The sequence below is a fragment of the Pseudomonas farsensis genome, from assembly GCF_014268805.2.
Taxonomy (GTDB): domain Bacteria; phylum Pseudomonadota; class Gammaproteobacteria; order Pseudomonadales; family Pseudomonadaceae; genus Aquipseudomonas; species Aquipseudomonas farsensis.
In genome coordinates this window covers 534,912-548,815 of record NZ_JABWRF020000001.1, presented here as the reverse complement: position 1 = coordinate 548,815, position 13,904 = coordinate 534,912, and the positions used below count along the sequence as shown (strand labels likewise).

Here is a 13,904-nt window from a genome sequence, read left to right as displayed (position 1 = left end):
TCAATCAGTTCCAGGATGCTTCAAGAATGACTAAATCTTCTCCACCCTCGCCGGCGCGGGGGCCTGCTGACCACGACGTGAGGGATCAGATCATCCAGGCGGCCATGGAGCACTTTGCCCATTATGGCTATGACAAGACCACGGTCTCGGACCTGGCCAAGGCAATCGGCTTTTCAAAGGCCTACATCTACAAGTTCTTTGAATCCAAGCAAGCCATCGGCGAGGTGATCTGCTCCGGCCGACTGGCGCTGATCAGGCAGCGCATCGAAGTCGCCACCGGCGATGCGCCCACTGCCTCGGAAAAGCTAAGGCGTCTGTTCCGGGCCATTGCCGAGGGCGGCTCGGACCTTTTCTTCCACGACCGCAAGCTCTATGACATAGCCGCCGTGGCATCGCGCGACCAGTGGTCGTCGGTCAAAGCCCATGAAACCACCATCAGCCAGGTCATCCAGCACATCCTTGCACAGGGGCGCGATGCCGGGGAGTTCGAGCGCAAGACCCCGCTGGACGAATCGACCTTGGGCATCTTTCTGATCATGCGGCCGTACGTGAATGCCGCACTGCTTCAACACAACCTGGACACACTGCAGGACGCGATCATCCAGCTGCCGGCCTTGATACTCAGAAGCCTCGCACCTTGAACGATCGTGACCATTGACAGAAATGGTCACCAGTATAAAAATGGGATTCCTATGTCGCCTTTCGAGAAAGGGATCCCATGCGCCTGCGTCCTGCCGCAATAGTCGGTTGCCTACTGCCACTCACCCTCGTCGCCTGCGGCGATTCAGCCCCTGCCAAAGACCCGCGCGACAAGCCGCCGGTGGTCAGGGCAGCGATCGTGCAGGACGCGGTGGAGCCTGCACGTTCATTTACTGGGGTAGTGGTCGCTCGCACCCAGAGTGACCTCGGCTTTCGCGTCTCCGGCAAGGTTCTGCAACGCCTGGTCGACACCGGCGAAACCGTCAAGCGCGGGCAACCTTTGATGCGCCTGGACCCGGTGGACTTGAACCTGCAGGCACGCGCCCAGCAGGAAGCGGTGACGGCGGCCCGGGCCAGGGCCCGGCAGACCGCTGACGACGAAGCGCGCTATCGCGGGCTGGTGGCCGAGGGCGCGGTCTCGGCCTCGGCCTACGACCAGCTCAAAGCGGCGGCCGACTCGGCAAAGGCCCAGCTCAGTGCCGCCCAGGCACAAGCTGACGTTGCCAGAAACGCCACTGAATACGCCGTACTGCTGGCCGATGTCGACGGCGTGGTGATGGACACCTTCGCCGAACCCGGCCAGGTCGTCGCTGCAGGCCAGGCCGTAGTGCGAGTCGCCAAGGCCGGCCAACGCGAAGCTGTCGTGCACTTGCCCGAAACCTTGCGCCCAGCGCCTGGTTCCACAGCCCTTGCAACGCTGTTCGGCAAGCCCGCGCAGCCCTTTCCCGCCAAACTGCGCCTGCTTTCCGATGCCGCCGACCCCACCACGCGCACGTTCGAGGCCAGGTACGTGCTGACCGGGGCGTTGGCGAGCGCACCACTGGGGGCAACCGTCACGCTTGATATTGCCAAGCCAACCAGCACTTCCCAGGCCAGACAGGTGCCCGTCGGTGCCCTCTTTGACCAGGGCGCAGGTGCAAGTGTGTGGGTGATTGCCGGCGAGCCGGCCAAGGTGACCCAGCGCGCGGTCGAAGTGCTGAGTGTCAGTGACGAAAACGCGGTCGTGAAAGGTGAGCTGAACCCTGGCGAGCGGGTGGTGGCACTGGGTGCGCACCTGCTGCGCGACGGAGCCGAAGTCATGGAGCAGCCTCAGGTCAACCAGGCCACGGAGCAGCAGCGATGAGCCAGCCGCGTTTCAACCTGTCGGCGCTGGCAGTGCGCGAGCGCTCGATCACCCTGTTTCTCATCGTGCTGATCGCCTTCGCCGGCACCCTCGCCTTCTTCAAGCTGGGCCGCGCCGAAGACCCGCCCTTCACCGTCAAGCAGATGACCATCATCACCGCCTGGCCCGGCGCCACCGCGCAGCAGATGCAGGACCTGGTTGCCGAACCTCTGGAAAAGCGCATGCAGGAACTGCGCTGGTACGACCGCAGCGAAACCTATACCCGGCCTGGCTTGGCCTTCACCATGGTTTCGCTGCTGGACAAGACCCCGCCTTCTGCCGTGCAGGAAGAGTTCTACCAGGCCCGCAAGAAGGTCGGTGATCAAGCCACGCTCATGCCTGCCGGTGTGGTTGGCCCTATGCTCAATGACGAGTTTTCGGACGTCACATTCGCCGTGTACGCCCTGAAGGCCAAAGGCGAACCCCAGCGCGAACTGGTACGCGATGCCGAAACCCTGCGCCAGCAACTGCTGCATGTGCCCGGCGTCAAGAAGGTCAACATCATCGGCGAGCAGGCCGAGCGGATCTTCGTGTCGTTTTCCCATGACCGCCTGGCCACGCTCGGGGTCACCCCGCAGGACATTTTTGCCGCGCTGGGCAGCCAGAATGCGCTGTCGCCGGCAGGCTCCGTTGAAACCAGCGGCCCACAGGTGGTGGTCCGGGTCGATGGCGCCTTCGACCAACTGGCAAAAATCCGCGAAACGCCGGTGGTGACCCAGGGCCGTACGCTCAAGCTTGAGGATGTGGCCACCGTCGAACGCGGCTACGAAGACCCGGCGACATTCCTGGTACGCCATGACGGGGAGCCTGCGCTGCTGCTGGGCATCGTCATGCGCGAAGGCTGGAACGGCCTGGACCTGGGCAAAGCCCTGGAGCTGGAAACCGCCCGGATAAACGCAGGCATGCCATTGGGCATGACACTGAGCAAAGTGACCGACCAGGCGGTAAACATCACCTCGTCCGTCGACGAATTCATGGTCAAGTTCTTCGTGGCCTTGCTGGTGGTGATGCTGGTCTGCTTCGTCAGCATGGGCTGGCGCGTCGGCGTCGTGGTTGCAGCGGCAGTGCCCTTGACCCTGGCGATCGTGTTCGTGGTGATGGCCGCAACCGGCAAGAACTTCGACCGGATCACCCTCGGTTCGCTGATCCTGGCGTTGGGGCTGCTGGTCGACGATGCAATCATCGCCATCGAAATGATGGTAGTGAAAATGGAGGAAGGCTACGACCGGATCAAGGCGTCGGCCTATGCCTGGAGCCATACCGCTGCCCCGATGCTCGCCGGCACCCTGGTCACCGCAATCGGCTTTATGCCCAACGGTTTTGCCCAGTCCACCGCCGGCGAATACACCAGCAACATGTTCTGGATTGTCGGCATCGCGTTGATTGCATCCTGGGTGGTGGCGGTTGCCTTCACGCCCTACCTGGGGGTGAAGTTGCTGCCCCAGATCAAGACAGTCGAAGGCGGCCACGCGGCTATCTACAACACCCGCCACTACAACCGCTTCCGCGTATTGCTGGGCTGGGTGATCGCCCACAAATGGCTTGTGGCAGGCACGGTGGTGTCCACGTTTGTCATTGCCGTGCTGGGCATGGGGCTGGTGAAGAAACAATTCTTCCCAACCTCCGACCGCCCCGAAGTGCTGGTGGAGTTGCAGCTACCCTACGGCACGTCCATCGAGCAGACCAATGCCACCGCAATCAAGGTCGAGGCCTGGCTGCGCAAGCAGGAAGAAGCCAAGATTGTCACCAGTTACATCGGCCAGGGCCCCCCGCGCTTCTTCCTGGCCATGGCACCTGAGCTGCCAGACCCGTCCTTCGCCAAGATCGTCGTGCTGACGGAAAACCAGGACGCTCGCGAACGCCTCAAGCATCGCCTGCGTGAGGCAGCCTCGGAAGGTTTGGCGCCGCAAGCTCAAGTGCGGGTCGCGCAACTGGTGTTTGGCCCGTATTCCCCCTACCCCGTCGCGTACCGGGTAATGGGCCCGGACCCCGCGCAACTGCGCCAGATTGCAGCACGGGTTGAGGCCGTGCTGCACGCCAGCCCGATGATGAAGACCGTCAACACCGACTGGGGCCCACGGGTGCCTACGCTGCATTTTGCCCTGGACCAGGACCGCTTGCAGGCGGTTGGCCTGACGTCCGCCTCAGTGTCGCAGCAGTTGCAGTTTCTGCTGAGCGGCGTGCCGATCACCTCGGTCAGGGAAGACATCCGCTCGGTGCAGGTGGTCGGCCGCGCCGCCGGCCAGATCAGGCTCGACCCTGCGCAGATCGAAAACTTTACCTTGGTGGGCGCGAGCGGCCAGCGGGTGCCGGTTTCACAGATCGGCGAGGTGAGTATCCGCATGGAAGACCCCATCCTGCGCCGCCGCGACCGCACGCCGACCATGACGGTTCGCGGCGATATCGCCGAAGGGCTGCAACCGCCTGATGTATCCGCTGCCATCTGGAAAGACCTGCAGCCGATCGTCAGCTCGCTGCCGCGCGGCTACAAAGTCGAAATGGCGGGTTCCACCGAGGAATCGGGCAAGGCCAGCCAGGCAATCGTTCCGCTGCTGCCGATCATGATTGCCCTGACATTGCTGATCATCATCCTGCAGGTTCGCTCGATCTCCGCCATGGCCATGGTGTTCCTGACTTCGCCGCTGGGGTTGATCGGTGTGGTGCCGGTATTGCTGCTGTTCGGGCAGCCATTCGGGATCAACGCGCTGGTTGGCTTGATCGCGCTTTCCGGGATTCTGATGCGCAACACGTTGATCCTGATTGGCCAGATTCAACACAACCAACTCGATGGCCTTGAGCCCTTCGACGCTGTGGTGGAGGCCACGGTGCAACGCGCACGGCCAGTGCTGCTCACAGCGCTGGCCGCCATCCTGGCGTTCATCCCGCTGACCCACTCGGTGTTCTGGGGCACCTTGGCCTACACCCTGATTGGCGGCACGCTCGTGGGCACCATCATGACCCTGGTGTTCCTGCCGGCGATGTATTCGATCTGGTTCAAGATCCGCCCGCGGGTGGCCCACACAGACGCTGCACAACCTGCCTGAATTCACATTCCAACCGCGCACTCCCGGCGCTAGCCGAAGGGGGTGCGCATGGTCCTACGAGAGGTCGAAATGGCTGCCAATCTGTCGCAAAAACGAATCGTGGTAACCGGTATGGGCGTTGTCAGCCCGCTGGGTTGCGGCGTCAAGGAAGTGTGGCGCCGGCTGCTGGCCGGCCAGTCAGGCATCCGCGCCCTGCCCACTGATGTGGTCGACGGCACAGGCGTGTCGGTGGGTGGCCGCGTGCCTACGCTGGATGAGGACGCAGCGGCCGGCTATCAGCCAGAGCGCGTGATCCCCGCCAAGGAACGCAAGAAGATGGATCGCTTCATCGAGTTCGCGCTGGTTGCCGCCGATGAAGCATTGCAGCAAGCCGGCTGGCACCCCGAGAGCGCGGCAGAGCGCGCGCGCACCGCCACCATCATCGCCTCGGGCGTTGGCGGCTTCGGCGCCATCGCCGATGCAGTACGGACCACCGACACCCGCGGCCCGCGCAGGCTGTCGCCGTTCACGGCGCCCGCGTTTCTGGCCAACATGGCCGCCGGGCAGGTCTCGATCCGCTACGGCTTCCAAGGGCCGCTGGGCGCACCCGTTACCGCGTGCGCAGCCAGTGTGCAGGCCATAGGCGATGCGGCTCGGCTGATCCGCAGCGGTGAAGCGGACATCGCCATCTGCGGTGGCACCGAAGCCGCAATCGACCGCGTGACCTTGGGTTGCTTTGCGGCAGCTCGCGCACTTTGCACCGGCCATGCAGACGCCCCGCAAAAGGCTTCGCGCCCCTTCGACCGTGAGCGCGAAGGCTTCGTCATGGCCGAAGGGGCTGGCCTGTTGGTGATCGAGTCGCTGGAACATGCCCTGGCCCGCGGTGCGGTGCCATTGGCCGAGCTGGTCGGCTACGGAACCTGCGCTGACGCCTACCACCTGACTGCCGGCCCCGAGGACGGAAGCGGCGCCAGGCGCGCCATGCAACTTGCCTTGCAGCAGGCAGGCGTGGCGCCTGAAGCGGTGGACCACATCAATGCCCATGCAACCTCGACCCCGGTGGGTGACGCTGGCGAACTCGCCGCCATACGCGCTGTGTTCGGCAGTGGCAGTGGCGTAGCCATCACTTCGACGAAGTCGGCAACCGGCCATCTTCTCGGTGCGGCAGGTGGCATCGAGGCCATTTTCACGGTGTTGGCGCTGCAAGATCAGGTCATGCCGCCCACGTTGAACCTGACGCACGCCGACGATGCCGCCAGCGGGCTTGATCTGGTTGCACTCAAGGCCCGCAAAAAAACCATCGAGTACGCGCTATCCAATGGCTTCGGCTTTGGCGGGGTCAACGCCAGCGTGCTGTTCCGTCGCTGGGGGGCAGGCGCTTGAACAGCCACAGCGGCAACCAAGCCCGTACTGATGACGGCGAGGCGCAAAACCCAGGCGGCCTCACTGCCAGGGTAATCATTCTGCTGGCAGCACTGGCAGCGATCAGTAACCTGTCGACCAACATCATCCTGCCCGCTTTTCCGGATATCGCTCGGCAACTCAAGGTTGCCCCGCAAGCACTGGGGCTGACGCTCTCCAGTTTCTTCATCACCTTTGCCTTTGCCCAGCTAGTGGTCGGCCCGCTTGCCGATCGCTATGGACGCAGGCGGCTGGTGTTCGGCGGCTTGATGATTTTTGTGCTGGGCACGTTCTGGGCGGCGAACGCCCAGACCTTGGACATGCTGATCATGGGACGGGTGATTCAGGCGGTCGGCGTCTGCGCGGCTGCGGTTTTGGCACGCGCGATTGCAAGGGACCTCTATGAAGGTGAGGCGCTGGCCCGGGCGATGTCGCTGACCATGATCGCCACCGCGACAGCTCCAGGGTTCTCACCCTTGCTTGGCAGCCTGCTCAACACTGCACTGGGGTGGCGAGCGCTGTTCGTGACCGTAGCCATCGCTGCGTTACTCATCGCAGTGTTCTATCTCAAAGGCATAGGGGAAACACTGCCACCAGCACGCCGCACCGCCCAGTCGTTGGCAGCCATCTTGAATACCTACACAAGGCTCGCCGGCAACAGACGCTTCATACTCCCTGCGCTCTCTACCAGCTTGCTGATGAGCGGGTTGTTCGCCTCTTTTGCCGCCACACCGTCGCTATTGATGGCTGGCATCGGCCTGTCGTCGCTACAGATGGGGCTGTACTTTGCAGCAACCGTGTTCATTGTCTTTGCGGCAGGCCTGGCGGCGCCGCGCCTGGCGCATCGCTACGGGAGCAAACCCGTCACGCTGCTGGGGCTGGTCATCGCATGTGTGGCAGGCGCACTGCTTGTTGCAGGCCCCGCCGACCCGGGGTTAGGGTGGTACACCTTGTCAATGGTCATGTTCCTATGGGGCATGGGGCTTGCGAACCCATTGGGAACGGCACTGACCATGAGTCCATTTGGCAAAGAGGCCGGCCTGGCGTCAGCATTCCTGGGCTTTCTGACCATGGGCCTTGGGGCCGTTTCTACCTGGGCCATTTCAACCCCCGGATACCCACCTGCGGTGGTACTGGGGATCACCCAAAGCGCTGCATGTGCACTGGCCATCCTTTGTTTTTCAATCTACATGCGCCCAAGCACAGAGCCGGCAAGGTAGCCGCGCGTGCTGGCTTGGCCGTATCTGCACCTTCCTTGACCTGGCCCATCACCACCTGCGCGCTGATCGGGTTGAATGCCGGCCGATTGCGCGCTTGCAAGCCAAGGGGCTTGCAGCGCATAAATGCCGACGTTCCCTGAAACATTTCCAAAGGACTGTTCATGTTTCTTTCCCGCTGGCTGCCGGGCCTTGCCAACCTGCTGCACTACCGCCGCGAGTGGTTCCACGCCGACCTGCAAGCCGGGCTTTCGGTCGCCGCCATCCAGATACCGATCGCCATCGCCTACGCCCAGATCGTCGGCTTGCCGCCGCAATACGGGCTGTATGCCTGCGTACTGCCGATGATCGTCTACGCACTGATCGGCAGCTCGCGCCAGTTGATGGTCGGGCCCGATGCGGCCACCTGCGCCATGATCGCGGGCGCCGTGGCGCCCTTGGCCATGGGCGACCCGCAGCGCATCGCCGAACTGTCGGTAATTGTCACGGTGCTGGTGGGGGTGATGCTGATCGCTGCCGGGCTTGCCCGCGCCGGGTTTATCGCCAGCTTCTTCTCGCGGCCGATTCTTATTGGCTACCTCAACGGCATCGGCCTCAGCCTGATTGCCGGGCAGTTGTCCAAGGTGGTGGGGTTCAAGATAGAAGGCGACGGTTTCATTCTCAGCCTGATCAACTTCGTCCAGCGCCTGGGCGAAATCCAGTGGCTGACCTTGTTCATCGGTTCCGCGGCACTGGCCCTGCTGATCTGGCTGCCACGGCGCTACCCGCGCTTGCCGGCCGCACTGGTGACGGTGGTCGCGTTCACCGCGCTGGCCGGGCTGTTTGGCCTGGACCGCTTCGGCGTGGCGATACTCGGGCCGGTGCCGGCGGGCATGCCGGAGCTTGCCTGGCCGCAAAGCAACCTCGCCGAAACCAAGAGCCTGCTACGCGATGCCTTGGGTATCGCCACCATCAGTTTCTGCAGCGCCATGCTGACCGCCCGCAGCTTCGCAGCCCGGCACGGCTACGCGATCAACGCCAATCATGAATTCGTCGCCCTTGGCGTCAGCAACCTGGCCGCCGGGATGTCCCAGGGCTTTGCCATCAGCGGCGCCGACTCGCGTACGGCAGTCAACGACATGGTCGGCGGCAAGAGCCAACTGGTGGGCATCATCGCGGCCCTGGTGATCGCGCTGATCCTGATGTTTTTCACCGCGCCCATGGCGTGGATCCCGCAGGCGGCGCTCGGCGCAGTGTTGCTGATGGCCGGCTGGGGGTTGATCGATGTGAAATCGCTCAAGTACATCCACACCCTCAGCCGTTTCGAGTTCTGGCTGTGCCTGCTGACCACCGTTGGCGTACTGGGCCTGGGCGTGCTGCCGGGCATCGTGTTCGCGGTCACCCTGGCCATCCTGCGCCTGCTCTATAGCATCTACCAACCGACCGATGCCGTGTTGGGCTGGGTGCCGGGCATCGAGGGCCAGGTGGACGTGCGCCAGCACCAGGACGCCCGGACCGTGCCGGGCCTGCTGGTGTACCGCTTCGACGACGCGATCCTGTTCTTCAACGCCGACTACTTCAAGATGCGCCTGCTCGAAGCGGTGCAAGCCCAGGAGCAGACGCAAGTGGTGCTGTTCGATGCAGAGGCGGTAACCAGCATCGATGTCAGCGGCATCGCTGCGCTGCGCGAGGTGCGCGACACCTTGGCAGCCCAAGGTATTCACTTTGCCATCGCCCGCGCCCGCGGCACCTTCCTGCGCATGCTGGTGCGTTCAGGCATGGCGCGGGAGATGGAAGACCGGCTGCTGTTCGGCTCGGTGCGGGCCGGTATCCGGGCGTATCGGGTGTGGCGCAACAGTGAGAAGCGGCGCGATCAGTAGCCCAACGTGCGCAGCAATTGCCCCTCGCTCTGCGCCACTGGGCGCCCGTAGAAACGCATCAGCTCGCCGGCGCGGTTGGTAAAGATGCCGTCCACGCCGGCTTTCATCGCCCGCTCGAAGTCCACGGCGTCGTCCAGGGTATAGGCGTGCACCAGCAAGCCGCGGGCATGGTTATCCTCGATCATCCAAGGCTGAATCAGGTCGGCGTAGCTTTGTTCGCCAAGCGCGTTACGCGTGGCCGAAGGGCCGGTGCCTATGGCGCCGCCCGCCTTGGCGTAGTCCAGCCAGCGCTCGAATTCGGCGTGGTCCTTGGGTTGCTGCTGGGCGTAGAACGCCGCTTTGTCGTCATCGGTGGTACCGGCGAAACTTCTGCCCGAGGCAGGCTCGATGCCGCCTTTGCCAACCCACAGCAACAAGATCTTCGGCGCTTGCGGCATGGCTTGGTGCAGCAGCTCCAGGCTGTGCCGGTCGAAGGTCTGCAACACTACACGGCCCGGTTGCTCCAACCAGCCGCGCGCGGCCAGGCGCTGTTTGAGGTCTTCCTCGATGCCTGGAAACTGCGCGGGTTGCTTGGTCTCGATGTACAGCCCTGGCCGGCGCTCAGGGTTGCCTTCAGCGATATCGATCACCTCATCCAACGTGAGAATGCGCAGGTTGCGGTACGCTGCACGGGCGCGCTCGGGGTAGACGCGGTTGAACCAGCTGCCAACATCCAGCGACTTGAGTTCGGCCAGGGTGAAAGCGCTGACCGGGCTGCCCTGCCGCTCGGGGAAGCGCTCGGCAACGTTGCTGGTGCGGGTGAGTACATCATCGTGCACGGCTACCAATACACCGTCGCGGGTGCGCTGCAGGTCCATTTCCAGGTAGTCGGCGCCGATCTCCCGAGCCAGCAGATAAGCGGGCAAGGTCGACTCCGGTGCATCGTAGGAAGCGCCGCGATGGGCGATGACCGCGGGGTTGGGGATGCCGTGCGAACTCACCGCAGCAGATGCCAGGGTCACGACGGATAACAGTGCGGCCAGGGTGAACGAATGCATGAAACAGTTGCGCATGGAGCAGTCCTCTTGTGTGCGGCAGCTGCATGGCCGCAGCCAACGGGCGCACATCATCGCCATCTCGCCCCTGCGTCCACAGGGGGCTTTGTTTCCCTGTGTGGCCACAAGCCTCGCACATTGAGCATTGCATGCTAAAGTCGCGGCGTTTTCCGCCACACCTATGGACCTGCCGATGCCCGCACACGACCTGCCCTCCTGGGCCGACCTCAACCAGCGCCACCCGTGCAGCGCCCTGTTGCTGGGCAATGGCGCCAGCCGGGCCGTGTGGAAGCCGTTCGGTTACTTCTCATTGCATGAGCAGGCCCAGCGTGCCGGGCGTAAAAAAGGCCTGGCCGTCAGCGACATGGCGCTGTTCAAGGCCTTGGCGACCGAACTGTTCGAGCCGGTGTTAAGCACCTTGAATCAGACGGTGCGGGCTAACGCGGCGCTGGCGATCAGCTCGACCGCGCCCCTTAACCGCTATTACTCGATCAAGGAAGCACTGATCCACGCCGTGCGTACCGTACATGTGCCGTGGTCACGGGTGCCGCAAGCCACCTTGACCAGCATCAACCAGGCGCTGCGCCAGTTCCGCAGCGTCTACACCAGCAACTACGACCTGCTGCTGCCTTGGGCTGTGCAACAGGCCCCGCAGGGGTTTGCCGAGCTGTTCGATGAGCAGGGCTTTTTCGATGTGCGTCGCACCCGCACCACCGGCATCCGTGTGTTGCACCTGCACGGCGGGCTGCACTTGCTGAAGCTTCCGGACGGCACTACTCGCCAGCGCAGCGCAGACGCCGCCGAATTGTTGGACGGTTTTGCGGTGAACATTCCTGGCGAGGTGCCTTTGTTCGTCAACGAAGACCGCAGTGACGAAAAGCTGCGCGCCATCCGCCACTCGGACTACCTGAGCTGGAGCCTTGGCGAACTGGCCCGTGAGCATGAAGGGCTATGCCTGTTCGGCCAGCACCTGGACAGCAGCGACCAGCACTTGCTCGATGCCATCCGCCAGGCGCGGCCCAAACACCTGGCGATTGCCATCAGGCCACTGAACGAAGCGTCCATCCTTAACCAGAAACAGCACTATATCGACAGGTTCGGCGACCTTGACCAGGTTTCACTGCACTTTTTCGATGCCAGCAGCCACCCATTGGGGCACGCGGAGCTGGCGATCAATGCACCGCTTGGGTTGCATTAAGAAGGCATTGCCAGCCACTAACCCACAAGCGGCGCGGTCTTGTGTAGGAGCGGCCTCAAGTCCGCCTAGACCATGCCAGCCTTGCTCCCTCTGAAAGCAACCGCCTCAGAGGGCAAGGCGCTCGTAAGCCTTGCACACGTTGACCCGCCTCGCCGCCTGGGCCAGTTCCAGCACCGGCTCGGCCACCGGATAACCGCCACGGGCCTGCATCCAGGCCAACACATCGGCCAGGTGCCATAGCGCCGTGCCGCCGTCGTGCACCGGTGGCGGAAAACTGCGGTAGTGGGCAAGCATGAGCTTGCGCATGTTCTGCCGGGTTACCCCTACCCGCTGCGCCACGTCAGTCAGGCCGACCAGGTCGGGGGTTGCTTCGATCAGCTGTGCCACGGGCAATGCCTGGCGCACATCTGCCAACGCGCTGTTCAAAGCGGCTTGCGCGCTTTCGGCCTCCCGGGCAAAGGCCAGCGCCAGGCGCCCTGGCTGGCCGAGGCCGACCATGGCATCGTCACAACCCGCCGCCCCCAGGCGCTCGACCAAGGCCTCAAGGTCTTCATCGCTGGCAAGTTGATACTTGAGCGTGAACTGGTACTCCATCATGGGTACTCCACTGGCTGAATGAGGGGACCGCGCTCCACCGCGCAGTTGTCTACAACACGCCGCAACTGGCGGGCGAATGTGTCGGGATTGCGTGGCGTGCTCCACACGCTGGTAATACAGAACTCACCGCAACGGCATTCGCGATCATTGCTGGGGCAATACATGCGCCCCCAACAATGGCCGCGCCCAGGCACAACGGTCCAGCCCTGCTCCTCTGCATGCCTCAGGGCGTGCTCGACTTCCTTGTTGGGGTGCGCGGGGCGGGCCATCGAATGTGCTCCAGTATGAACGTGGGATAAAAGTTGTCAAGTGACAACCCGGTGACGCCAGATTGCGTCGATCCCAAGCCAGCCTAGATAGATTCGGGGCAGTGCTTCCCTGATAAATGGCGCTTCAGACGTTTCCCCTGCGCATGAGGAAACGCCCGACATAATGCGCGAAAGATATCAGCCAGCAATCAAGCCATCAGCCCGCAACAGCGTCTCCAGGCAATGCGCCTGCACCCCGTAGAACGCCTTCAGCTCGGCAATTTTTGCCAACAACGCGCTGTTGTCCTGAGGCTGGCGCCGTTTCACCGCAAGAATCATCTTGTTCTTGTTGGTGTGTTCCAGGGAGATGAACTCGAACACCTTGGTTTCATAGCCGCAGGCCTCGAGGTACAGCGCACGCAAGCTGTCCGTCAGCATCTCGGCCTGCTGGCCCAGGTGCAGGCCGTACTGCAGCATCGGCTGCAGCAGCCCGGGGCTCTGCAACTGCGGGCGGATCTGCTTGTGGCAGCACGGCGAGCACATGATGATCGCGGCGTTGCATCGGATACCGGTGTGGATGGCGTAGTCGGTGGCCACGTCGCAGGCATGCAGGGCAATCATCACCTCGATGGCTTCGGGCACCACGCTGCGCACATCGCCGCACTCGAACACCAGGCCCGGGTGTTCCAGACGCGCCGCCGCGCCGTTGCACAGCTCGACCATGTCTGCGCGCAACTCAACGCCAGTCACCTGGGCCTCGCGCCCCAGGCTGTTGCGCAGGTAATCATGCATGGCGAAGGTCAGGTAGCCTTTGCCCGAGCCAAAGTCGGCCACCCGCAGCGGCAGGTCCGGCGCCAGCGGCGCGCCGGCCAGGGCATGGTCGAAGACTTCGATGAACTTGTTGATCTGCTTCCACTTGCGCGACATCGACGGGATCAATGCGCCGTGGGCGTCGGTCACGCCGAGGTCACGCAAAAACGGCCGGCTCAGCTCCAGGTAGCGTTTTTTCTCGCGGTCATGCCCGGCGCTGGCTTCGCGTTGCGGCTGCTGGGCCAGGTGGCGCTGCAACAACGCCTTGCCCTTCTTGCTGAAGCTCAGTTGCACCTCGCCCGCAGCGCTGAACAGGTGGGCATTGCGAAAGCTCTCAGGCAGCAACTCGGCCACCAGTTGCCCAACCTCCGCCCACGGCAGGTTGCGGGTGATGTCGCGGGTTTGATGGCGGTAGACCAGTTGCAGATAGGCTTCGCCCTTGATCTGCACAGGCTTGGCGATGATCCGCTGCAGCGTGGCATCGGCGCCGACGTGGCGGGCCAGCACCAGTTTGCTCAGGCTGGCGTCACCCAGCGCATCGGCCAGCAGGCTCAGGAACTGGGCACGCGCATCGGGCGCGGCAGGGGCGGAAATGGCGGACGACATGGGGGAAAGGTGCCTCGAAATACGGGAAGCGCTGTGCGCAATGCCGCGCA

11 protein-coding genes are annotated in these 13,904 nt (G+C 63.5%); 7 read left to right on the top strand and 4 right to left on the bottom strand.

The window, feature by feature from the left end:
* Positions 1 to 26 precede the first annotated feature (26 nt).
* The 6 genes from HU719_RS02435 (at position 27) to HU719_RS02410 (ending at position 9,361) form a co-directional block, all read left to right on the top strand.
* A complete protein-coding gene (locus tag HU719_RS02435) occupies positions 27 to 641 on the top strand; it encodes a TetR/AcrR family transcriptional regulator (protein ID WP_186535703.1) in 615 nt (204 codons plus the stop codon).
* Between the two features lie 77 nt (positions 642 to 718).
* Positions 719 to 1,822: an efflux RND transporter periplasmic adaptor subunit gene (locus tag HU719_RS02430; RefSeq protein WP_186535702.1), complete on the top strand. Its 1,104-nt coding sequence runs from the start codon at positions 719 to 721 to the stop codon at positions 1,820 to 1,822.
* Positions 1,819 to 4,905 carry an efflux RND transporter permease subunit gene (locus HU719_RS02425; protein ID WP_186535701.1) on the top strand — a complete coding sequence of 1,029 codons (3,087 nt, stop codon included), beginning with the start codon at positions 1,819 to 1,821 and terminating at the stop codon, positions 4,903 to 4,905. Before HU719_RS02430 ends, HU719_RS02425 begins: the two co-directional genes overlap by 4 nt.
* A 69-nt stretch (positions 4,906 to 4,974) precedes the next feature.
* The gene (gene fabF / locus HU719_RS02420; RefSeq protein WP_225917096.1) at positions 4,975 to 6,267 is read left to right on the top strand and encodes a beta-ketoacyl-ACP synthase II; all 1,293 of its coding nucleotides are present in this window, start codon (positions 4,975 to 4,977) and stop codon (positions 6,265 to 6,267) included.
* A complete protein-coding gene (locus tag HU719_RS02415; protein WP_186535699.1) occupies positions 6,264 to 7,505 on the top strand; it encodes a multidrug effflux MFS transporter in 1,242 nt (413 codons plus the stop codon). The genes fabF and HU719_RS02415 overlap by 4 nt, the downstream gene beginning before the upstream one ends.
* Before the next feature lie 161 nt (positions 7,506 to 7,666).
* Positions 7,667 to 9,361, top strand: coding sequence for a SulP family inorganic anion transporter (locus HU719_RS02410; RefSeq protein WP_186535698.1), 1,695 nt, complete (start codon positions 7,667 to 7,669; stop codon positions 9,359 to 9,361).
* Here HU719_RS02410 and HU719_RS02405 read toward each other — a convergent pair.
* Entirely contained in the window at positions 9,355 to 10,398 is a 1,044-nt protein-coding gene (locus tag HU719_RS02405) for a glycerophosphodiester phosphodiesterase (RefSeq protein WP_437179652.1), read from the bottom strand. The genes HU719_RS02410 and HU719_RS02405 overlap by 7 nt on opposite strands.
* 190 nt (positions 10,399 to 10,588) lie before the next feature.
* On the opposite strand from HU719_RS02405, the gene HU719_RS02400 reads away from it, so the two are divergent.
* On the top strand, positions 10,589 to 11,593 hold the full coding sequence (locus HU719_RS02400; protein ID WP_186535696.1) for a DUF4917 family protein: 1,005 nt from the start codon (positions 10,589 to 10,591) through the stop codon (positions 11,591 to 11,593).
* A 105-nt stretch (positions 11,594 to 11,698) separates the two neighbouring features.
* Here HU719_RS02400 and HU719_RS02395 read toward each other — a convergent pair whose 3' ends face one another.
* The 3 genes from HU719_RS02395 to HU719_RS02390 form a co-directional block, all read right to left on the bottom strand.
* The gene (locus HU719_RS02395; protein WP_186535723.1) at positions 11,699 to 12,187 is read right to left on the bottom strand and encodes a helix-turn-helix transcriptional regulator; all 489 of its coding nucleotides are present in this window, start codon (positions 12,185 to 12,187) and stop codon (positions 11,699 to 11,701) included.
* Complete coding sequence (locus tag HU719_RS23520) at positions 12,187 to 12,459, bottom strand: hypothetical protein (RefSeq protein ID WP_225917095.1); 273 nt, start codon at positions 12,457 to 12,459, stop codon at positions 12,187 to 12,189. Before HU719_RS23520 ends, HU719_RS02395 begins: the two co-directional genes overlap by 1 nt.
* Before the next feature lie 177 nt (positions 12,460 to 12,636).
* Positions 12,637 to 13,854, bottom strand: coding sequence for a class I SAM-dependent methyltransferase (locus HU719_RS02390; protein WP_186535695.1), 1,218 nt, complete (start codon positions 13,852 to 13,854; stop codon positions 12,637 to 12,639).
* Positions 13,855 to 13,904 lie beyond the last annotated feature (50 nt).